18 protein-coding genes are annotated in these 22,389 nt (G+C 61.7%); 8 read left to right on the top strand and 10 right to left on the bottom strand.

The window, feature by feature from the left end:
* Positions 1-352: 352 nt before the first annotated feature.
* Both dnaE and J4721_RS16655 read left to right on the top strand, forming a co-directional pair.
* On the top strand, positions 353-3,865 hold the full coding sequence (gene dnaE / locus J4721_RS16660) for a DNA polymerase III subunit alpha (protein ID WP_211003216.1): 3,513 nt from the start codon (positions 353-355) through the stop codon (positions 3,863-3,865).
* 108 nt (positions 3,866-3,973) lie between these two features.
* Positions 3,974-4,504, top strand: a complete 531-nt coding sequence (locus J4721_RS16655) for a GNAT family N-acetyltransferase (RefSeq protein ID WP_211003217.1) — start codon at positions 3,974-3,976, stop codon at positions 4,502-4,504.
* Between the two features lie 8 nt (positions 4,505-4,512).
* Here J4721_RS16655 and J4721_RS16650 read toward each other — a convergent pair whose 3' ends face one another.
* On the bottom strand, positions 4,513-5,715 hold the full coding sequence (locus J4721_RS16650; protein ID WP_211003218.1) for an ROK family transcriptional regulator: 1,203 nt from the start codon (positions 5,713-5,715) through the stop codon (positions 4,513-4,515).
* A gap of 168 nt (positions 5,716-5,883) precedes the next feature.
* Between J4721_RS16650 and J4721_RS16645 the strand changes: the two genes are divergently transcribed.
* The 6 genes from J4721_RS16645 to J4721_RS16620 all read left to right on the top strand — a co-directional run bounded on the left by J4721_RS16645 (position 5,884) and on the right by J4721_RS16620 (position 11,066).
* Positions 5,884-6,900 (top strand): sugar ABC transporter substrate-binding protein, encoded by a 1,017-nt coding sequence (locus J4721_RS16645; protein WP_211003219.1) that lies wholly within the window; start codon positions 5,884-5,886, stop codon positions 6,898-6,900.
* 190 nt (positions 6,901-7,090) lie between these two features.
* Positions 7,091-8,152 (top strand): ABC transporter permease, encoded by a 1,062-nt coding sequence (locus J4721_RS16640; RefSeq protein ID WP_014875701.1) that lies wholly within the window; start codon positions 7,091-7,093, stop codon positions 8,150-8,152.
* Positions 8,152-8,928 carry an ATP-binding cassette domain-containing protein gene (locus tag J4721_RS16635; RefSeq protein ID WP_014875700.1) on the top strand — a complete coding sequence of 259 codons (777 nt, stop codon included), beginning with the start codon at positions 8,152-8,154 and terminating at the stop codon, positions 8,926-8,928. Before J4721_RS16640 ends, J4721_RS16635 begins: the two co-directional genes overlap by 1 nt.
* Entirely contained in the window at positions 8,925-9,569 is a 645-nt protein-coding gene (locus J4721_RS16630; protein ID WP_211003220.1) for an AAA family ATPase, read from the top strand. Before J4721_RS16635 ends, J4721_RS16630 begins: the two co-directional genes overlap by 4 nt.
* Positions 9,566-10,537, top strand: a complete 972-nt coding sequence (locus tag J4721_RS16625) for a carbohydrate kinase (RefSeq protein ID WP_076617017.1) — start codon at positions 9,566-9,568, stop codon at positions 10,535-10,537. The genes J4721_RS16630 and J4721_RS16625 overlap by 4 nt, the downstream gene beginning before the upstream one ends.
* A 196-nt stretch (positions 10,538-10,733) precedes the next feature.
* Entirely contained in the window at positions 10,734-11,066 is a 333-nt protein-coding gene (locus tag J4721_RS16620; RefSeq protein WP_247656174.1) for a GFA family protein, read from the top strand.
* A 92-nt stretch (positions 11,067-11,158) separates the two neighbouring features.
* Here the strand turns inward: J4721_RS16620 and eda are convergent, their stop codons facing one another.
* The 9 genes from eda to J4721_RS16575 all read right to left on the bottom strand — a co-directional run bounded on the left by eda (position 11,159) and on the right by J4721_RS16575 (position 22,378).
* On the bottom strand, positions 11,159-11,806 hold the full coding sequence (eda, locus tag J4721_RS16615; RefSeq protein ID WP_211003222.1) for a bifunctional 4-hydroxy-2-oxoglutarate aldolase/2-dehydro-3-deoxy-phosphogluconate aldolase: 648 nt from the start codon (positions 11,804-11,806) through the stop codon (positions 11,159-11,161).
* Between the two features lie 3 nt (positions 11,807-11,809).
* Positions 11,810-13,633, bottom strand: a complete 1,824-nt coding sequence (gene edd, locus J4721_RS16610) for a phosphogluconate dehydratase (protein WP_211003223.1) — start codon at positions 13,631-13,633, stop codon at positions 11,810-11,812.
* A gap of 66 nt (positions 13,634-13,699) precedes the next feature.
* Entirely contained in the window at positions 13,700-15,160 is a 1,461-nt protein-coding gene (gene zwf, locus J4721_RS16605) for a glucose-6-phosphate dehydrogenase (protein ID WP_014880986.1), read from the bottom strand.
* Positions 15,161-15,209: 49 nt separating this feature from the next.
* Entirely contained in the window at positions 15,210-16,850 is a 1,641-nt protein-coding gene (gene pgi / locus J4721_RS16600) for a glucose-6-phosphate isomerase (RefSeq protein ID WP_211003224.1), read from the bottom strand.
* 172 nt (positions 16,851-17,022) lie between these two features.
* Entirely contained in the window at positions 17,023-18,018 is a 996-nt protein-coding gene (locus J4721_RS16595) for an ABC transporter ATP-binding protein (protein ID WP_102859180.1), read from the bottom strand.
* Between the two features lie 12 nt (positions 18,019-18,030).
* Positions 18,031-19,122 (bottom strand): Gfo/Idh/MocA family protein, encoded by a 1,092-nt coding sequence (locus J4721_RS16590; RefSeq protein WP_211003225.1) that lies wholly within the window; start codon positions 19,120-19,122, stop codon positions 18,031-18,033.
* 142 nt (positions 19,123-19,264) lie between these two features.
* Positions 19,265-20,104: a carbohydrate ABC transporter permease gene (locus J4721_RS16585; RefSeq protein ID WP_044040979.1), complete on the bottom strand. Its 840-nt coding sequence runs from the start codon at positions 20,102-20,104 to the stop codon at positions 19,265-19,267.
* 10 nt (positions 20,105-20,114) lie between these two features.
* Entirely contained in the window at positions 20,115-21,041 is a 927-nt protein-coding gene (locus tag J4721_RS16580; RefSeq protein WP_014875690.1) for a carbohydrate ABC transporter permease, read from the bottom strand.
* A gap of 83 nt (positions 21,042-21,124) precedes the next feature.
* Positions 21,125-22,378: an ABC transporter substrate-binding protein gene (locus J4721_RS16575; RefSeq protein WP_211003226.1), complete on the bottom strand. Its 1,254-nt coding sequence runs from the start codon at positions 22,376-22,378 to the stop codon at positions 21,125-21,127.
* Positions 22,379-22,389: the final 11 nt, after the last annotated feature.

Below are 22,389 nucleotides of genomic sequence, written 5' to 3'. Positions count from 1 at the left end.
TTCCCTTGGTGCCATCCCTTCGATGCGACGTAGAAGACATGGCGGGCCTTGGTTGCTCTGTTGCCGATAGCCTAGAAAGCAGGCTGTTGTTCTGGCAAGGAAAAGTGACTCTGCCATGGAGCGGGTCGGCGGCGCAAGATCCTTGCGGTGTGCCGGTGTATGCTGTTCTTTTTGAAGGGTTTAATGCCGAATTGCCGCAGGTTTCGGGCGGATCTTGATAAGACTTTCAAAGAAAGCGGAATAATGAGCGGTTAATTTTTTGGCATTTGGAAAAACCTTCCGTGTGTCGGAAGTTGATCGCCGGGGGCCGGAAGCGCTTTAACCTTGGCGGTGCTGGCGGTAGCTTGGCGACATGACAAACGCTCCCCGATTCATTCATCTGCGCACCCATACCGAATATTCGCTGCTGGAAGGCGCGCTGCGGCTGAAGAAGCTGCCGGATCTCTGCAAAAAACACGAGATGCCCGCGATTGCGGTGACCGACAGCAATAACCTGTTTGCGGCGCTGGAGTTTTCCGTTGCGGCCAGCGGGGCCGGGGTGCAGCCGATCATGGGCTGTCAGGTGGATCTGCGGTTTACCGAACCAACCCCCGGTGAGCGGCCAATACCCCCAGCGCCGCTGGTGCTGCTGGCGCAGAGCGAGACCGGTTATGAGCATCTGATGAAGCTGAATTCCTGTCTCTACATGCGCGAAGGCAGTGAGCTGGCGCATGTAACGCTGGAGGAGCTGGCGGCCCATTCTGAGGATGTGATTTGCCTGAGTGGCGGGCCGGATGGGCCGGTGGGGCGGCTCTTGCAGATGGGGCAGCGTCCGGCGGCAGAGGCGTTGATGCAGCGACTGAAGGCGATGTTCCCGGATCGTTTGTATGTGGAGTTGCAGCGCCATCCCGGTGAGCATGGCCAGCCCGACGCGGAACAGGCGACCGAGCGCGGCCATGTGGAAATGGCCTATGCGATGGACCTGCCGCTGGTCGCCACCAATGACGTCTATTTCCCGAATACAGAAATGTATGAGGCCCATGATGCGATGATCTGCATCGCCGAAGGGGCCTATGTCGATCAGGCCGAACCACGGCGGCGTCTGACCGCGCAGCATTACTTCAAGAGCCAGGAAGAGATGGTCGCGCTGTTTGCCGACCTGCCCGAAGCGATTGAGAATACGGTGGAGATCGCCAAGCGCTGTGCGTTCATGGCGTACCGCCGCGATCCGATCCTGCCGAAGTTTGCCGATGATGAGGTCGCCGAGTTGCGCCGTATCGCCAATGAGGGTCTGCAACAGCGTCTGGCGGTGATCCCCCATGCGGTGAGCGTCGAGGACTATCAGGAGCGGCTCGATTTCGAGCTGGGCATCATCGAGGGGATGGGATTCCCCGGCTATTTCCTGATCGTTGCCGATTTTATCCAATGGGCCAAGGATCATGACATTCCGGTGGGGCCGGGGCGGGGCTCGGGTGCGGGCTCGCTTGTGGCCTATGCGCTGACGATCACTGACCTTGATCCGCTGCGCTATTCACTGCTGTTTGAACGCTTCCTCAACCCGGAACGGGTGTCGATGCCTGACTTTGACATCGATTTCTGCATGGATCGCCGCGAGGAGGTGATCAAATACGTGCAGGAGAAATACGGCCGCGACAAGGTGGGGCAGATCATCACCTTTGGCGCGCTGCTGTCGAAGGCGGCGGTGCGCGACATGGGACGGGTCCTGCAGATGCCCTATGGCCAGGTGGACCGGCTGTCGAAGCTGATCCCGGTTGAGGGTGTAAAACCGATGTCCATCGTGGACAGTCTGCGCGAAGAGCCGCGCCTGCGCGAGGAGGCGGAGAACGAAGAGGTTGTCGACCGGCTGTTGAAATACGGCATGCAGGTTGAGGGGCTGTTGCGATCAGCGGGCACCCACGCGGCGGGTGTGGTGATTGGGGATCGGCCGCTGGATGCCCTGGTGCCGCTTTACCGCGATCCGCGCTCCGATATGCCGGCCACCCAGTTCAACATGAAATGGGTGGAACAGGCCGGTCTGGTCAAATTCGACTTCCTCGGCCTGAAGACGCTGACGGTGATCCAGAATGCGATGGACCTGATTTTCCAGTCGGGCCGCGATCTGCATGTGGCGGCCGATGGCACCCAGCTTTATGATCCGCCGGAGGGGGCGGAGAACCAGATCAACGCCATTCCGCTGGACGACACGGTCACCTATGACCTCTACTCAAGGGCCAAGACGGTGGCGGTGTTCCAGGTGGAATCCACCGGCATGATGGACGCGCTAAAGCGCATGAAACCCACCTGTATCGAGGACATTGTTGCGCTGGTGGCGCTGTATCGTCCCGGCCCGATGGAGAACATCCCGGTCTATTGCGAGGTCAAGAATGGCCTGCGCAAGATCCAGTCGGTGCATCCGCTGATCGACCATATCCTTGAAGAAACTCAAGGCATTATCGTCTATCAGGAACAGGTGATGCAGATTGCCCAGGTGATGGCGAACTATACGCTGGGCGGTGCCGACCTGCTGCGCCGGGCGATGGGTAAGAAGATCAAAGAGGCGATGGACGCCGAACGCCCGAAGTTTGAGAAAGGCGCGGCGGAAAACGGCGTGCCGGCCAAGAAGGCATCGGAGGTGTTCGACCTTCTGGAGAAATTCGCCAACTATGGTTTCAACAAATCCCACGCTGCGGCCTATGCGGTGGTCAGCTACCAGACCGGCTGGCTGAAGGCGAACCACCCGGTGGAGTTTATGGCCGGTGTAATGAATTGCGATATCCATCTGACGGATAAGCTGGCGATCTATTTCGAAGAGGTCAAAAAAGGCCTGAGCCTGCCATATGTGCCGCCCTGCGTGAACCGCTCCGAGGCGACGTTCAACGTGGTCAAGGGGGAGCTGGTCTATGCGCTGGGCGCGCTGAAAAACGTCGGCGTAGAGGCGATGCGGCTGGTGACGGCGGCGCGGCGTGAGAGCGGACAGGACAAACCCTTTGCCACGCTGTTTGATTTTGCCCGCCGGGTGGATCTGAAAAAGGTCGGCAAGCGCCCTCTGGAAATGCTGGCGCGGGCGGGTGGCTTTGATCAGCTGGACCCCAACCGTCGCCGGGTGTTCGACAGCCTTGGTGCATTGGTCGATTATTCGTCGGCGGTGCATGATCAGCGCAATTCCAGTCAGGTGTCGCTGTTTGGTGAGGCGGGCGAGGATCTGCCAGAGCCGCGTTTACCCGGCACCCCGGACTGGTTGCCCGCCGAACGGCTGTCGGAGGAATTCAAGGCGATTGGTTTCTACCTCTCGGGTCATCCGTTGGACGACTATATGCCCGCGCTCAAACGCAAGGATGTGATGACACTGGACGAGGTCACGGCCAAAGCAGAGCGCGGCCCGTTCATGGCCAAGATGGCCGGTGTTGTCGCTGGTCGGCAGGAACGGAAATCGGCACGCGGCAACCGCTTTGCCTTTGCCCAGCTGTCGGACACCAGCGGCGGCTATGAGGTCACGCTGTTTTCCGAAGTGCTGGAGAAATCACGCGAATTTCTGGAAACCGGCGCCAAGGTGGTGATCACCGCCGAGGCCACGATGGAGAGCGATCAGCTGAAACTGCTGGTGCGGTCTGTCGGGCCGGTGGATGCGGCGATTGCTGACGCCGGGCGCAGTTCGCTGCGGGTCTATATCTCGCAGGCGAGTGCGGTGGCGACGGTGGCGCAGGTGCTGGAAGACGCCAAATCCGCCGCCCGCAACGCCTCGCGCGGGGAAGTCTATATGTACCTGCAGGATCCCGGCCTGCCCGGCGACGTTGAGATGGATCTGGGCCAGCCCTTCCCCATCAACCCCCAGATCAAAGGCGCGCTGAAGTCGCTGGACGGGGTGATGGATGTTGAGGAGATTTGACGGTGTAGACTGCCGCTTACCCGGCTGACAGGCCGGGCCGCGCCAAACCAGAACCTTGCCCATCGTATTCCCACGCTGAACTTCCGATGAGAGAAAGGACCCATTCACATGACTGACCATCCAGACCTCACTCTGCGGGTTGCAGATGTGGCGGATGCCTCCAGCCTGGCGGCGCTGTCGATGGAGGTCTGGGTTGGCACTTATCTGCGTGAAGGGGTGAGCGGGTTCTTTGCCGATTATGCACTGGCAGAGCTGACGGCGGCGCGGTTTGAGACGCATCTGGCCAACCCGCAGGAGCATTTTATCGTCTCGCAAAACAGGGTCGGCATTGATGGCTATATCCGCATCAGTCGGGGCAGCCCGGGGCCTGTGCCAGGCTGTTCGAATGTGGAGATCACAACGCTCTATGTGCAGCCGCGCCACCATGGGCGGGGCATTGGGACTGCTTTGCTGCGCGCGGGTCTAACCCATTGTGCGGAGGAGGGCGCGGCGCGGGTCTGGCTGGCCAGCAATGCCGAAAATACTCCAGCCAAAGCGTTCTACCTGTCGCAGGGGTTTGACCGTGTTGGTGAAACGCAGTTCGTGATCGACGATCAGTCTTACCTCAACGATGTCTTCGCGCGCGACTGTTTCGGGTGAGCCCCCCATTAGAGGGCGGCGTTGAAGACCGAGTTGGTGTCGAGCAGATATTGGGAGATGATCGGGCCGCTGGCAGCGCCGATGGCGCGGGCGTTGGGGCCGATGGCGCCGCATTCAATGCGGGGCGGGATCAGGCCACGGGCGTCGAGAGTGGACAAGGCTGTGTGGGTGCGCTCGACCAGAGCTGCGCGGATGCTGTCGGGCAGGGCGCCGTCGATCAGCACCGCTTCGAAATCAATCACTGCGCAGGTGGCGAGGCTGGCGCGGGCAATGGCGTCTGCGGCCTGATCCAGCCAGGGGGTGACCTCGGCGTCAAATCCGGACCAGTGCATCGGCAGCTGCCAGAGCTGGCCGGGATCCTTGCCCGCGTCCCGCAGGCGCTGTTCGAGGAGGTGGATGGAGGCAAGATCGAGGAGCTTTGCCTCCCGTCCGTCGGGGCCGAGCATCGACAGGGAGCCGAGCGCGCCGGCGTTGCCCTGATTGCCCTCCAGCACCCGGTGGTTCAGCACCACGCCGCCGCCGATAAAGGCCCCGACAAAGAAATAGGCGTAGTCGCGGTAGGCCTTGCCGCGCCCATACATATGTTCGGCGCGGCAGGCGGCGGTGGCGTCATTGACCACATGTACGGGCAGCGCGCTGAAACGTGCAATTTCAGATGCGAAATCAACCGTCTGCCAATCCGCAAGTGCCTCTGCCGGGGCGTTGATCTGGGCGTGCCAGGTCCAAAGCTGGAAGGGAGCGGCCACGCCAATGCCGCAAATGCGCGGATGCAGATCTGCGGGCAATGCGGCCTCGATCTGGCGCATGCTGTCGCGCAGGAAATCAAAGACTACCGTCGGCGTGGGGTAGGGGTAGCGCAATCGCAGCTGCTGGCGCACCGCACCGCAGACATCCATCAAGAGCACCTCGACGCTGCGGCGACCGATCTTCAGCCCGTAGGAAAACAGGCCGTCGGGGTTGAGCCCCATGGGCACCGAGGGTTTGCCAACCCGGCCACGCTGGGTCTCTCCGCGTTGCAGCAGCCCGTCGGTTTCCAACTTGCGCAGGATGACGGAGACGGTTTGTGGCGACAGGCCGGTGCCGCGGGCCAGCGCGCTGCCGGGCATCGCCCCGTTGCGCTGCAGGAGAGACAGGATCAGCCGTTCATTGAACACGCGGACGCCGGTCTGATTGACGCCGCCGCTCAGGGATCTGGCTTGCTCTTGTTCCATGCGGCGGACCCTAATCACGCTTCGAGGTCTAAGGAAAGTGCGGATATCGATTTAATAAGTCAAGTTGATTTACTTATTGACAGGAAGGCCAGAATCACGGCCCTTTATGGGCGACATGGCGGCCCGACCGTCTTGTTTATTTTCATTGTGATGCTGAGGGAGGACATCATGAAGAAGCTACTATTGGGTACCGCCATTGGATTTGCGGCCATGACCGGCAGCGCCTTTGCGGCAGAGGGCGTGACCGCCTGTTTGATTACCAAGACGGACACCAATCCGTTTTTCGTCAAGATGAAAGAGGGCGCCGAGGCCAAGGCGGCAGAGCTGGGCATGACGCTCAAAAGCTTTGCCGGGAAGGTGGATGGCGACCATGAAACCCAGGTTGCGGCGATTGAGACCTGCATTGCGGATGGTGCCAAGGGCATCCTGCTGACCGCCTCCGATACCTCGTCGATTGTACCGGCGGTGCAGCAGGCGCGCGACGCTGGTCTGGTGGTGATTGCGCTGGATACGCCGCTGGAGCCGATTGATTCCGCCGATGCCACATTTGCCACCGACAATTTTCTGGCTGGTGAGCTGATTGGCAAATGGGCGGCGGCGAGCCTGGGTGACGAGGCGGCGAATGCCAAGATCGCGATGCTGGACCTTGCTGTCAGCCAGCCCACCGTGGGCGTGCTGCGCGATCAGGGCTTCCTGCAGGGGTTTGGCATTGATCTGGGCGATCCCAACAAATGGGGCGACGAGACCGATCCGCGCATTGTCGGCAATGATATCACCGCAGGCAATGAAGAGGGCGGTCGCCGCGCGATGGAGAACCTGCTGGCCAAGGATCCTATGATCAATGTGGTCTACACCATCAACGAGCCAGCGGCTGCAGGTGCCTATGAGGCGCTGAAGTCGATTGGCCGCGAAAATGACGTGCTGATTGTATCCGTGGACGGTGGGTGCCCCGGCGTGCAGAACATCAAGGACGGTGTGATCGGGGCCACATCGCAGCAGTATCCGCTGTTGATGGCCTCCAAAGGGATCGAGGCGATCAGCGCCTGGGCCACCACTGGAGAGAAACCCGCACCGACACCGGGTAAGCCTTTCTTTGACACCGGTGTGGCATTGGTGACCGATCAGCCCGTAGAAGGTGTTGACAGCATCGACACTGCCGAAGGGACCAATCTCTGCTGGGGTTGATCCCATCAGACCCCCTATAGAGGCAAGCCGAACAGAGCTTGAGCAGCGTTAGTAGACGCTGACCATCAAGGCGAGCCATGGGGGCGGTGGAAACATCGCCCCCTCTGCGCCGCTGCGGACCTGTTTTGCTGCTGCGTTCTGGTCGCGGGTGCCTGTGCCCCACCGGACGCCGGATTTTACGGAGAGAGTTATGACCACGCCCCAAAGCTATGAAGCGGCGGCCAGCGGCAGCCCCGAGGCCGTTGCAGATTTCGACCAGGGAGAGACCTCCTTTATCAGTCGCTTTCAACATATGCTGCATGTGACCCCGTCGCTGGTGCCGCTGATCGTGCTGGTGCTGTCGGTGATCGTGTTTGGGCTGCTGCTGGGCAGCAAGTTTTTTTCCCCCTTTGCGCTGACGCTGATCCTGCAACAGGTGGGCATTGTCGGCATTGTGGCCTGCGCGCAGTCGTTGGTGATCCTGACCGCAGGCATCGACCTGTCGGTGGGGGCTATCATGGTGCTCAGCTCGGTGGTGATGGGGCAATTCACCTTTCGCTACGGTTTGCCACCCGAGGTGGCGGTGGCCTGTGGGCTGATCTGCGGCACCATCTGCGGCTTTATCAATGGCTGGCTGGTGGCACGGATGAAACTGCCGCCCTTTATCGTGACGCTGGGCATGTGGCAGATCGTGCTGGCGAGCAACTTCTTGTATTCGGCCAATGAAACCATCCGCAGCCAGACCATCGCTGCCGAGGCGCCGCTGCTGCAGCTGTTTGGCGAGAAAATCAAGATTGGCGGCGCGGTCTTCACCTATGGCGTGATCTTCATGGTCATCCTGGTGGTTCTGCTGGCCTATGTGCTGCGCCACACGGCCTGGGGGCGCCATGTCTATGCGGTTGGCGACGACCCGGAGGCGGCGGAGCTGTCGGGGGTGAAGGTCACGCGGGTGCTGATCTCGGTCTATATGCTGTCAGGGCTGATCTGTGCCTTTGCCGGCTGGGCGATGATCGGGCGCATCGGGTCAGTCTCGCCCACCTCGGGACAGCTCGCCAATATTGAGAGCATCACGGCGGTGGTGATTGGCGGGATTTCACTGTTTGGTGGGCGTGGGTCGATCCTAGGCACATTTTTTGGCGCGCTGATCGTTGGGGTCTTTACCCTTGGGCTGCGCTTGCTGGGGGCGGATGCACAGTGGACCTACCTGCTGATTGGCCTGCTTATCATTGCGGCGGTGGCCGTGGATCAATGGATCAGAAAGGTGTCTGTCTGATGGAACCTATTTTGAAAGCCCGCGGTCTGGTGAAGCGCTACGGACGTGTGACCGCGCTGGATCATTGCGATTTTGATCTGATGCCGGGAGAGATCCTGGCGGTGATCGGCGACAATGGGGCGGGGAAATCCTCGTTGATCAAGGCGGTGTCCGGCGCGGTGGTTCCAGATGCGGGAGAGGTCTGGCTGGAGGGGCGTCGTGTGCAGTTTCACACGCCGATAGATGCGCGCAAAGAAGGGATTGAGACGGTTTATCAGACGCTTGCGATGTCACCTGCGCTGTCGATTGCTGACAATATGTTCATGGGACGCGAGCTGCGTAAACCCGGCTGGCGGGGGTCCGTGCTGCGGCAGCTGGATCGCGCACGCATGGAACAGATCGCCCGTGACAAGCTGAACGAGCTGGGCTTGGCGACAATCCAGAACATCAATCAGGCGGTGGAAACCCTGTCGGGTGGTCAGCGTCAGGGCGTGGCTGTGGCGCGGGCGGCGGCCTTTGGCTCCAAGGTAATCATTCTGGACGAGCCGACGGCGGCGCTGGGCGTCAAGGAGAGCCGTCGGGTGCTGGAGCTGATTCAGGATGTGAAATCGCGCGGTATTCCGATCATCCTGATCAGTCACAATATGCCTCATGTGTTTGAGGTCGCGGATCGCATCCATGTGCATCGGCTGGGCAAGCGGCTGTGTGTGATTGATCCCAAACAGCACAGCATGTCGGATGCCGTCGGCTATATGACCGGCGCGCAGGTGCCCTCCGAGGATCTGACCGCAGCATGACACGAGAGGTGACACCACTGGCGGATCTGGTGGCTCAGGTGCAGGCGTTGCCGGTGGCCGAGGGGCGCGCGCGGCGTCTGGTGGCGCTTGCAGGCGCGCCGGGCAGTGGCAAATCCACCCTGGCAGAGCTGCTGGTGCAGGCGCTCTGTGCCAATGGCACAGGGGCTGCGGTGGTGCCGATGGACGGGTTCCATCTGGACAATCGGCTGCTGTCGGAGATGGACCTGCGTGATAGGAAAGGCGCGCCGGAGAGCTTTGATCAGGCCGGGTTTCAGCGGTTGATTGCGGCCATGGCGGTAGAAGAAGAGGTGATCTACCCCGAATTCGACCGCGCGCGGGACATTGCCATCGCGGGTGCGGCGCGGGTCGATGCTGGTGTTGAGGTCGCCGTGGTTGAGGGCAATTATCTGATGTTTGACGCGCCGGAATGGCGCGATCTGGCGGCGCTTTGGGATCTGTCTGTGCGGGTCGATGTGCCGCGTGACATCTTGCGGGAGCGGCTTGTGGCGCGCTGGCAGGCCTATGGTTTGAGCGATGCCGAGGCAGAGGCACGGGCGGAGGGCAATGACATGGTCAACGCGGATCGTGTGGCCGCTGCGGCCCTGCCTGCGGATGTGATCTGGAAAGGTGAGACAGAATGATCCTGTGTTGTGGAGAGGCGCTGATCGACATGATCCCGGCGCCGGTTGCCGGGGCTGTGCCGGTGGTGGATGGCGCGGATGCGCAGACCGGGTTTGTGCCCCATTGCGGCGGCGCGGTGTTCAATACGGCGATCGCGCTGGGGCGTCTGGGGCAGACGACCGGGCTGTTCACCGGCCTGTCGCGCGACCTGTTTGGCCAGCAGCTGGCGGCGGCGCTGGTGGCGTCGCATGTGGATCACGGGTTTGCAGAACGATCTGATCAGCCCTCCACGCTGGCCTTTGTGCATCTGCGCGACGGTCATGCGGAGTATCATTTCTTTGACGAGAATTCCGCTGGGGCCAGCCTGCGTCCTGACCGGCTGCCAGAGCTGTCCGAGGATGTGGACACGTTGTTCTTTGGCGGAATTTCCCTGTGCAATGGCGCTGCGGCAGAGACCTATGCAGCGCTGGCGGCGCGCGAACGGGGGCGCCGGATCATTATGATCGATCCTAACGTGCGCGCCGGGTTTGCCAAGGATGAGGCGGCCTATCGCAGCCGCTTGGCGGCGATGGTGGCGGGGGCCGGTATCGTCAAAGTTTCGGATGAAGATCTGCACTGGATTTATCCGGGCGATGCACCGATTGAGGAGAAGATCCGCCAGATCCTGGCCGGGGAGGCCGGGATGGGACCTGGGCTGGTGATCCTGACGCTGGGCAGCAAGGGCGCGAAGGGGTTCCTGCGGTCCGGCCCCACGGTCGAGGTGCCCGCACAGGTGGCGGTGGTCGCGGATACTGTCGGGGCTGGCGATACGTTCAATGCAGGGTTTATGGCCGCCGCGACCGAGGCCGGCGTGCTGGCGGATGCGGCCAGCGGTGAGATGGATCCCGAGCAGCTGCGCGTCTGTCTGGGCTACGGCGCACGGGCTGCCGCCGTCACTGTTTCCCGCCCGGGTGCCAATCCGCCCTGGCGTGACGAGCTGGCGGGCTAGGGCCCGGTCCAACATTTGATCTGCTAAAAGGCGCCACCCGGTTACAACTGCCGGTGTGGCGTTTTGCGTTGGGGATTGCCGGGTATCATATGTTCATGTAATGTTCTCATGAATTATCTAGTGGAGGGTTGTTGAGATGATTGAGGGGAGCTGTTGCTGTGGAACGGTCAAATTCCGACTGAAGGCGGAACCATCCATGATGGGGACCTGCCATTGTTCGCGCTGCCGGAAGGCAGGGGCGAGTACCATCGTTTTTGTCAAGCGGGAGGATCTGAGCTGGATTGAGGGCAAAGATCAGGTGGCCCTGTACCAGCCAGCCCCGCCTTACAAATACGGCAGATGTTTCTGCAGGGTCTGCGGCAGCTCGCTTGGGGAAATCCTGTCAGAAGAGGACAGTTTCCCGATTGCTGCAAATGCGCTGGATAGCGAAATTTCGACGAGAAACCGGTTTCATGAATTCGTGTCGGAAAAGCCCGGTTGGTACGAGATTTGCGACGATGCGCCAAAATCCAGCGGCCATCCGGCCTGATCCATCTGGTTCGAGACCCATAGGGGCGTGACTGCCCCGCAGCGCCGTATTGCACGGGGCTGCGGGGGAGGGGGGCCATCAGGTCTGCGCGGTCAGCGTGCCAGTTGGCTTGCGGCGCGGGCGAGGTCGCGGATGGCGTCCCAACCGCCTGCCTCAACCAGTTTGGTCGGGGCGACCCAGCTGCCGCCGGCGCAGACCACGTTGGACAGTGACAGGTAGCTGTCTGCATTGTCCGGGCTGACGCCGCCGGTCGGGCAGAAACTGATCTGCGGCAGGGGGGCGCCGATGGCCTTGAGCGCGGGAGCGCCGCCGGAGGCCTCAGCCGGGAAGAATTTCAGCATGTCATAGCCGCGTTCCAGAAGGCGCATCGCCTCGGAGGCGGTGGCGGCACCGGGCAGCATCGGCAGACCGGCGGCCTCAGCCGCGTCCAGTAGCGTATCGGTGGCGCCGGGAGAGACGCCGAACTGTGCACCGGCCGCGACGGCGCGGGTGACATCCTCCGGCGTGATCAGCGTACCAGCGCCAACAACGCCGCCTTTGACCTTGGCCATTTCGGCAATCACATCCAGCGCGGCGGGGGTGCGCAGGGTGACCTCCAGCGCGGGCAGGCCACCGGCGACCAGGGCTTCGGCCAGCGGGCGGGCGTGAGCGACGTCATGGACGACCAGCACCGGCACGATCGGGGCCAGTTGGCAGATCTCGCGCGCACGGGTGCTGGCGTCTTGTGGGGTGATGGCCATGGATCAGTCTCCGATCAGGGTCGAGAATACGGTGGCGCCGGTATCGGCAGAGGTGACGGCATTGCGGAACAGTGCGAACATCTCGCGGCCGGTGCCGTGCTGATAGGCGGAGAGGTCGGCCACCACCGGGTCGCGGTCGTCAAAGCCTTCGGCCTTGACCTTTAGCGTACCTGTGAGGGCATCAACCCGCACCATGTCACCATCGCGCAGCTTGGAAATCGGACCACCGTCGAGGGCCTCCGGCACTACATGGATGGCGGAAGGGATCTTGCCCGAGGCGCCGGACATGCGGCCATCGGTGACCAGCGCCACCTTCTGGCCGCGCCCCTGCATGATGCCGAGGAACGGCGTCATCGAGTGGAGTTCCGGCATTCCGTTGGCCTTTGGCCCCTGGAAGCGGACCACGATCACCACATCGCCCTTGTCCAGCTCACCCGCCTTGAAGGCGGCCTTGGCCTCCTCCTGATCATGAAAGACGCGGGTGGGGGCTTCGACCACGCGGTGTTCTTCTGCCACGGCGGAGATCTTCATCACGCCGGTGCCGAGGTTGCCGGAGAGGCGGGAGAGCCCGCCGGTGGGCTGGAAGGGGGCGCTGGCAGGGCGAATGATCTTGTCGTTGAGGCTCTCGGCGGTGCCGGGTTTCCACACAAGACCATCGTCGCTGAGGAAGGGTTCGGCGGTGTAGCTCTCCAGCCCGCTGCCTGCAACCGTGCGCGTGTCGGCGTGGAGGTGACCAGAGTTCAGCAACTGGCCGATCACATAGCCCAGACCGCCGGCCGCATGGAAGTGGTTCACATCGGCCAGACCGTTGGGATAGACCCGCGCCAGCAGCGGCACCACGTCAGAGAGTTCGGAAAAGTCCTGCCAATCCAGAATGATGCCACCGGCGCGCGCCATGGCGATCAGGTGGATCAACAGATTGGTGGAGCCGCCGGTGGTCATCAGCCCGACGATGCCGTTCACATAGGCGCGTTCATCCAGAATATCGCAGACCGGCGTGTAATCATTGCCAAGCGCGCTGAGCGCGAGAGCGCGGCGGGCGCCTTCCTCAGTCAGGGCGGCGCGCATGTCGGTGCCGGGATTGACGAAGGAGGAGCCGGGCAGGTGCAGGCCCATGAATTCCATCAGCATCTGGTTGGTATTGGCCGTGCCGTAGAAGGTGCAGGTGCCGGGGCCGTGATAGGCGGCCATCTCGGATTTCAGCAGCTCGTCGCGCCCGATTTCACCGGCGGCGAATTTCTGGCGGACCTTGGCCTTGTCATCGTTGGAAATGCCGGAGGTCATCGGACCTGCGGGGAGAAACACGGCGGGCAGATGGCCAAAGACCTGCGCGCCAATGACCAGACCCGGCACGATCTTGTCGCAGACGCCCAGATAGACGGTGGCATCAAACACGTTGTGGCTGAGGGCGATGCCGGTGGCCATGGCGATGGTGTCGCGGGAGAACAGGCTGAGCTCCATCCCCGCCTCGCCCTGGGTGACGCCGTCGCACATAGCGGGGACGCCGCCGGCCACCTGCGCGGTGCCGCCGACGCGGCGCACGGCGTCGCGGATCCGCTGCGGGTAGGTTTCAAACGGCTGATGCGCCGAGAGCATGTCGTTATAGGCGGTGACGATGCCGAGATGCCCGGCGTTGCCTTCGGCGAGGGGCATCTGATCCTCGCCGGTGGCGGCATAGGCATGGGCCTGACCGCTGCACGATAGGTGGGCGCGGGCGGGGCCTTTGCCCTTGGCGGCGCGCATCCGGTCGAGATAGGCGGCGCGGGGTTTGGCGCTGCGGGCGATAATTCGGTCTGTGACGTCGCGGACTGTTTGGTTCAAACGCATCGGGTGCCTCTTTCAGTCGTCAGGTGCCGGTTGGTCGGATCGTGTCGGGAGCGCAGGCGGGCAGGCTCAGGAGCCGATGCCGCGCCAACGGCGATTGTCGCGGTGCATCAGCAGCAGCGCATCCTCTGGTCCGGAGCTGCCGGGATCATAGGGTTGCGGCGTGTCATTGCTGTTGTCAGCCCAGCCCGCGATGATCGGGTCGGCCCAGGCCCAGGCGGCCTCAACCTCATCGCCGCGCATGAACAGCGTCTGGTTGCCGCGGATCACATCCATGATCAGCCGTTCGTAGGCGTCCTGCGGCCGGCCGGCCTCTGGCAGGCTATCGGCGAAGGTCATGTCGAGATTGGCACCGGTCAGGCGCATACCGCCGGGACCGGGGTCCTTGATGGTGGTGCGCAGGGTGATGCCTTCGTCCGGTTGCAGGCGGATCACCAGCACATTGCCCTTGATGCCGCCGGTGCCGGTGTCCTCGGCAAAGATGTTATGCGGCGGGTCGCGGAAGAAGACGGCGATTTCGGATTCGCGGGCGCGCAGGCATTTTCCGGTGCGCAGATAAAACGGCGTGCCGGCCCATCGCCAGTTGGCGACCTCCACCTTCATCGCGATGAAGCTTTCGGTGGTGCTGGCAGGATTGCCTGCATGGTCGCGGTAGGCCTCCCCCTCCGGGCCGCGATACTGGCCACGGGCGATCTGGTCTGGGGCGACGGGGTTCAGCGCCTCGATCACCTTCACCTTTTCGTCGCGCACGGCGTTGGGGGTGAAACGGGCGGGAGGTTCCATCGCGGTGAGGCACAGGAGTTGCATCAGGTGGTTCTGGACCATATCCCGCATGGCGCCGGATTTGTCGTAATATTCGCCGCGCCCTTTGACGCCGATGCTTTCGGCGACGGTGATCTGCACGTGGTCGATGTGTGAGGAGTTCCACAGGGGTTCAAACAGCGAATTGGCAAAGCGCAGGGCCATCAGGTTCTGGACGGTCTCTTTGCCCAGATAATGGTCGATCCGGTAGATCTGGTGTTCTTCGAAATTGGCGCGCAGGGCGGCGTTCAGCGCCTGGGCCGAGGCCAGATCATGGCCGAAGGGTTTTTCCAGAACGATACGGCTGTCGGGGGTGGCGATCCCGGTGGAGCGCAGGCGACCCGCGATATCGGGGAACAGGCTGGGCCCGACCGAGAGGTAGAAGGCGCGGATGGCATCGTCGCGCAGCAGATCGCCAAGTGCCTGCCAGCCGTTGTCGCCGCGCGCGTCCACGGCGGTATAGTGCAACAGATCCACAAAAGCGGCGATTTCGTCGTCGCTGGTCTCGCCCGGCTGGCCATAGGTGCGGATGGCGTCAGCGACCATCTCCTGAAACCCGTGGCGATCCATCTCACTGCGCGAGGTGCCGATAATGCGGCAATCGTCGGAGAACTGGCCGATCTGGAAGCGGTGGAACAGGCTGGGCAGGATCTTGCGGCGGGCAAGGTCTCCGGTCGCGCCAAACAGCACGAGGTCAAAGGACTGGACGGGAATGACGCGGGAAACCATGGCTTTCTCTCTGTCGGCTCGAAGGGGAAATTGGCGGTCTTGTTGGTGGCTAGGGGTGCGGATGGGTGAGTTTCGACAGCAGGCCCCGGGTGGAGCCGTCTTTGGCCTCATAAGCCTCAGCCGGGGCGGAGCCGTCGACCAGCGGCAACAGGCTGACGGCCAGTTCCTTTCCGAGTTCAACACCCCATTGGTCAAAGGAGTTCAACCCCCAGACCACACCTTCGACAAACACACGGTGTTCATAGAGCGCGATGAGCTGACCCAGCACAAAGGGGGTGAGTTTCGGATAGGCGAGGGTGACGGAAGGGCGATTGCCAGTGAAGGACAGGTGGCCTGCCATCTGTTCCAGCGCATCGCCGGTAAAGCCACGTTTGGCGGCGATGGCGCGGGCCTGCTCGCGGGTGCGGCCCAGCATCAGGGCTTCAGACTGGGCGAGGCAGTTGGAGACCAGCAGCTGGTGATGATGGGGCAGATCCCCCTCATGCGCCTCGGCGGCGATCAGGAATTCGGCAGGTATCACGCGGGTGCCCTGATGCAGCAGCTGGTAGAAGGCGTGCTGGCCGTTGGTGCCGGGTTCGCCCCAGACGATAGGGCCAGAGTCGCGCGGCAGGGGGCTGCCATCCAGTGCGACGCTCTTGCCGTTGCTTTCCATATCTAGTTGCTGGAGATAGGCGGGGAAGCGGGACAGACGCTGGTCATAGGGTAGAATGGCGCGGCTACCGTAGCCGCAGATATTGTGGTGCCAGATACCGGTCATGGCGAGCATCACCGGCAGGTTTTCACGAAACGGCGCGGTGCGGAAATGGCGGTCCATCGCTGCGGCGCCGGACAGGAACTGGCGGAAATTCTCGGCGCCGATGGCAATCATAATCGGCAGGCCAACCGGCCCCCAGAGCGAATAGCGCCCGCCAACCCAATCGGCAAAGCCAAAGACCCGTTCGGGGGCAATGCCAAAGGCCGAGGTTTTGTCCCGCGCGGTCGAGACGGCGGCCAGATGCGCAGAGGTGTCATCCCCCAGTGTGGCACGCAGCCAGTCCAATGCGGTGCGGGCATTGGTCATGGTCTCGATGGTGGTGAAGGTCTTGGAGGCGATGATCACCAATGTGGTCTGCGGATCCAGCCCCTTCAGCGTGTCGGCGATATGGGCACCATCTACGTTGGACACAAAATGGCAGCGGGGGCCATCATGGTAGGGCGCCAGCGCCAGCGTGGCCATGGCGGGGCCAAGGTCGGAGCCACCAATGCCGATATTGATCACATCGGTGAATTTTGCGCCGGTGCTGGAACGGATGCTGCCATCGCGCAGCGCCTCGGCAAAGCTCTCCATCTGTTGCAGGGTCTGGCGGATGGCGGGCAAGACATCGTCACCATCGACTTTGATCGGATCATCGGTCTGTGCCCGCAGGGCAGTGTGCAGCACGGCGCGGTCTTCGGTGGTGTTGATCTTGTCGCCACGGAACATCTGGCTGATGCGATCGGCAAGACCGGCCTCGGCCGTGATCCGCTCCAGAAGCGAGAGCGCGGTGGTGTCGAGTGCAGTTTTGGAATAATCCAACAGCAGACCGTCGGTTTCTGCCGAGAAGGCCTGAAAGCGATCCGGAGCGTCAAAGCGGGACAGAAGAGACACATCGGCAGTCTGCGCGCGATGCTGTGCCAGAAGGTGCCAGGTTTGCGTCTGGGTCTGCGTCATCGTCCGTCTCCCTCGGGTATCTCTGCCCTGTTGCGAATCACTCAAGGGCACCGCTGACGTCTAGTTAGCGCTAACATGTGCATTTGTAACGCCCTAATATAGCAGTTTGCGTTGTCTAGCCCAAATAGTGCCGTCTTGACCGGTGGTGACTGCGGATAGGCGGGGCTTGGGATCAGATCCGCTGGCCTGCCTCATCAAAGCTGAGACAGTTGGCAGGGTCGAAATCAAACTGCAGAGTCTCACCGACATTGGTGTCATGCTGGCCGAACAGCCGCGCGGTGAAGGTGAGATCCTGGCCCATATCGACCAGGATATTGGTGTCGCCGCCCAGTTTTTCCACGTGAATCACCTCGCCGGTGAGTGGGCCATCCGGGCTGATGCGGGCGTATTCCGGGCGTATTCCGATGAATTGTCCGGGGTTGCCACCAAGGCGTTGCGCCGGAACAAAGTTCATCGCAGGCGCGCCGATGAATTCCGCCACAAAGCGATTGGCAGGATTGTTGTAAAGCTCCATCGGGGTGCCGACCTGTTCAATGCGGCCATCACGCAGCACCACGATTTTATCCGCAAGGGTCATCGCCTCGATCTGGTCATGGGTGACGTAGATCATGCTGGCCGACAGCTGGCGGTGGAGGCGGGCGATTTCCAGACGGGTGTTCATGCGCAGGGCGGCATCGAGGTTGGAGAGCGGTTCGTCAAACAGGAACAGCTTGGGTTCGCGCACCACGGCGCGGCCAATGGCGACACGCTGGCGTTGCCCACCGGAAAGTTCCGAGGGGCGGCGGTCAAGGTAGTCCTCCAGCGACAACATACGGCTGGCTTCGGCGACACGGGCGGTGATTTCCTCCTTGGGCTGACGTTCTTGTTTCAGAGCCAGCGCCATGTTTTCGCGCACGGTGAGATGCGGATAAAGCGCGTAGGATTGGAACACCATGGCGATGCCGCGTTTGGCGGGAGGCGTGGTGGTGACGGTCTGCCCACCGATGCTGATTTCGCCTGCGGTGGCATCCTCCAGCCCGGAGATGACCCGCAGAAGGGTGGATTTGCCACATCCCGACGGGCCGACAAAGACCACGAATTCGCCATCCTCAACGGTGAGGTTGATGTCTTTCAGCACCTCGACCGGGCCGAAGGATTTGCAGACATTGGTAAGCTGTAGGGCGGTCATGGCGGAAATCCTTCAGGTCTTCGGGGTCAGAGAGGGAGAGGCGGGCGCTGTGGCCTCGGCGTCTGTCAGGTCAGATGTCAAATCGACAGGCGCGCCGCTGCGGATGCTCTGGTCGGCGGCCAGACAGATCGCCAGCGAGGCAACGGCGTCCTGCATGTGTCGTTCCATGTTTAGGTCGTCGGCAATGACGCGCAGCATATGGGCCTGTTCGGCAGCGCAGAGGGCATTGTGATCGGGTTCTGCGGGCAGGTCGATGCGTCGGTCCGGGGTGCCCTGCGTGCTGCGATGTACGATCAGGCTGCCGACGGCGGTATGGCTGTCCACATCGTCCGAGCCACTCTTGTCTGTTTCGGTGATCGAGACCGAGCCATTCGGGGACACCACGTCTTTTACGAAATAGGCGGTTTCGGACATCATGGGTCCCCAGCCGGCCTCGTACCAGCCAACGGACCCGTCGGAGAAACTCACCTGAAACTGGCCGTAGTTATACATGTCCTCGGCGATCTCATCCGACAGGCGCAGGCCGATGCCATGGACGCGCTGGGGTGTGGCATCGGTGATCTGGCACATCACATCGACGTAATGCACACCGCAGTCCACGATCGGAGAGGTGGTTTGCATCAGCGCCTTGTGGGTGTCCCATGTGGGGCCATCGGACTGCTGGTTGAGGTTCATGCGGAACACATAAGGCGGGCCGAGATCGCGGGCCTCGGCAATCAGGCGCTGCCAGCTGGGGTGGTGGCGCAGGATATAGCCCACCATCAGCTTGCGCCCCAGTCGGCGGGCGGTGTCGGTCACGGCGCGGGCATCGGCAACCGTGGTGGCGAGCGGCTTTTCAACAAAAACATCCGCACCGGCCTCCATCGCGGCGATGGCATAGGGCGCGTGGCTGTCGGAGTAGGTGGCGATGACCACCAGATCGGGTTTTGTCTGCGCCAGCGCCTGATGGAAATCGCTATAGACCGGATAGTCCTGCAAGGGAGGCCGTGCGGCCGCGCCAGAGCGGTTGACGAGGCTGACAATGTGCGCGGTTTCGTCGTGATGGTGCGCCAGAGCGTGGGAAAACCCCATATTGCCGAGGCCTGCAATCAGAACGCGGGTCATTGGCGGCCTCCTGAATGATGGCTGAGCTGCTGGGTGGTTGGGTGCGCCGGACCAATAGATGACAGAACCCTGCCATCTAGGGGGGCTGGTCCGACGCGGCCCGGCATCATGGCCGGGCAGAGGCATGGTTTGAGCCGCAGCATCATTTCACCGCCCCGGAGGTGATGCCGCGGATGAGCTGGCGTGAGAAGATCACATAGAGGACCATCACCGGCAGGATCGCCATCGACAGGGCCGACAGAACCGCATTCCAGTCTGTCACGAATTGGCCGATGAAGACCTGGCTGCCCAATGTCAGTGTCTTGGTTTCCTCGGCCGGGGCCAGGATCAGCGGGAACCAGAGATCGTTCCAGATCGGGATCATGTTGAAGACGGCGACGGTGGCCATGGCCGGGCGCACCAACGGTAGCACCAAGCGGAAGAAGATGGTGTATTCTGACAGCCCGTCGATGCGGCCTGCGTTTTTCAGATCATCGCTCACCTGTTTCATGAATTCCGACAGGATGAACACCGCCAGCGGCAGGCCCTGCGCGGTATAAACCAGGATCAGCGCGGTCAGCGTATTGACCAGCCCGGTGTCCACCATCAGTTCCAGAATGGCGACGGTGCCGATGCGGATCGGGATCATGATGCCAAGGGCGAGGTACAGGCCCAGTAGCATATTGCCCTTGAACCGGTACTCCGCGAGGGCAAAGGCGGCCATGGCGCCAAACAGCAGCACCAGCGCCAGCGACACCACGGTGACAATCATTGAATTCTGGAAGTAGAGGAAGAAATCCCCCTGCTTCAGGACGGTCTGATAGCCGACCAGCGAGAATGTGTCGGATGTTGGCAGGCCGAGAGGGTCGCGAAAGATCGCTTTGCGGGTTTTGAAGCTGTTCACCAGGATCACAAACACCGGAAACAGGGCGATCAGCGTGTAGGTGATCAGCGCGCCGTGGGCGAGGATGCTGTTGAACGGGTTTGAACGGGATTTATGCATCATCGGATCCTCAGAACTGGTAGCGGCGCAGACGGGTCTGGATGCCGAAGAGATAGATGCAGACACCGATCAGAATGATCGCGAACATGGCGGTGGCAATGGCGGATCCCATATGCGGATCGCCCAGTTGCAGCTGAAATCCGAAGAAGGTGCGATACATGAAGGTGCCGAGGATGTCGGTGGAGAAATCCGGCCCGGCAAGCGCGCCTTGGGTGGTATAGATCAGGTCGAAAGCATTGAAGTTGCCCACAAATGTCAGGATCGAGATAATCCCGATGGAGGGCAGGATCAGTGGCAGTTTGATTTTCCAGAAGGCGGACATGCCGGTGATGCCATCAACCTCGCCCGCCTCGATCACCTCTTCCGGGATCGACAGGAGCGCGGCGTAGATTAGCATCATCGGGATGCCGACAAATTGCCAGACAGAGATCAGCGCCAGCGTGGTCAGCGCGTAGTCTTCTTTGCCCAGCCAGGGGGCAAACAGCCACTTCAGGCCGATGGCGTCCAAGAGGTCGGGGGTGATGCCCCAGATCGGCGAGAGGATCAGCTTCCAGGCGAAGCCGACGATGACAAAGCTGAGGATGGTCGGCACAAAGATGGCGGTGCGATAGAGTGCTGCAAACCGGAGCCGGGGATGGCTGAGGATTGCCGCCAGAGCCACCCCGATGGGGTTCTGCACCAGCATATGAACAAAGAAGAACCAGAAGTTGTTGCCAAGCGCATTCCAGAATTGTTCCGACCAATTGGGGTTGCCAAACAGGGTCTCGAAATTCGCAAGGCCTACAAATTGGCGGATCTGGTCGCTTTCGCTGTAGAGCGCGAGCCGCAGGGTATTGAACAGCGGGAAAATCATGATGGCCGTATAGACCAGCACAGCGGGCGCCAGAAAAACGGCGATATGCCAACGTCTGCGCGGTTTATGAGGGGTGTTTTGCATGATGTGTCCCATCTGTCGGCGGGTCCGGGCCGCATGTGGCCGCCCGGACGCCTGAGTGTCAGGTCAGTCAGGTGGTGGCGCGCTTATTTCTGCGGCTCGTACCAGCTGGCCAGACCCTCTTGCAGGTCTGCGCCCAGATCAGCGGCGGATTTGGTGCCCTTGATGGCGGCAACAGAGGCGCCCCATGTCTCATTTTCGAGGTTCGGCGTGCCGCGCGACAGGATCTGATAGGTGGAGCGGATGGTACTCTCACATTCGCCACGCCAGGAGACAAATTCCTGCGCCAGCGGATCTTCCATCGCGACCTCATGGTTCGACAGCGAGAAGAAACCCGGCAGCGCATTTGCGTAGATGCTGGCGAATTCCGCCGATCCGACCCAGTTCAGGAAGGTCTTGGCAGCCTCGGCATTGGGGGAGGCGGCATTCAGGCCAACCGCGATATCGGTGTGATCCGAGATGTAGCAGGTCTCGCCCGCCGCTTTAACCGGCGGTTTGAAGGCGCCCATGGCGAAATCAGCCTGGGTGTTGAAGCCGGAGATTTCCCAGCTGCCCGCCGGATAGATTGCAGCGCGGCCCAGAGTGAAGATGTTCTGGCTGTCAGGATAGGTCTGCGCCTCATAGCCGTCGCCCATGTAAGCGCCCCATTTCGACAGGGTCTCATAGGGGGCAACCCACTGATCATCAGTCAGTTTCTGCTCACCTGCGATGAGGGCAAGACGGCCTTCCTCACCCTTCCAGTAGTTTGGGCCGATGTTGTTATAGCCCATTGTGGCGGCTTCCCACTGGTCGTTTGTGCCCATCGCCAAAGGAACGTAATTGCCGTCTTCCTTGATTTTTTCCAGCGCGGCAAAGAACTCGTCTTCGGTTTCGGGCACATTCACGCCCAGCTCGGCAAAGGCGTCTTTGTTGTAGATGAAGCCGTGGATCACCGAAGCAATCGGGACGCAGAAAGTCGCGGCGCCATCGTCGGTCTGCCAGGCGGATTTTGCCACATTGGAGAAGCTGCCCATAGCGTCAAGATCGGAGAGATCGGCCAGCTGACCCTTGTCATAAAGGCCAAGCGAGGCATCAAAGGGGCGGCAGGTGATCAGGTCACCGGCGCTGCCCGCATCCAGTTTGGAATTCAGCACCGCATTGTATTCTGCCGGGGCAGAGGGGGTGAACTTCAGCTTGATGCCGGGGTTGGCCGCTTCAAAGGCGGGGATGATCTTATCCTGCCAGAGGGCGAGGTCATCGTTGCGCCAGCTCTCAATGGTCAGCGTGACGTCTTCAGCAGCTGCGGCGCCGCCGATCACGGTCGAGCCGAGCAGTGCGAGGGTAAAGAGTTTCCGTGTCATTCAGTATCTCC

The organism is Phaeobacter sp. HS011 (assembly GCF_018101215.1).
Classification (GTDB): Bacteria; Pseudomonadota; Alphaproteobacteria; order Rhodobacterales; family Rhodobacteraceae; genus Phaeobacter; species Phaeobacter inhibens.
This window is presented reverse-complemented; position numbering and strand designations above follow the sequence as displayed.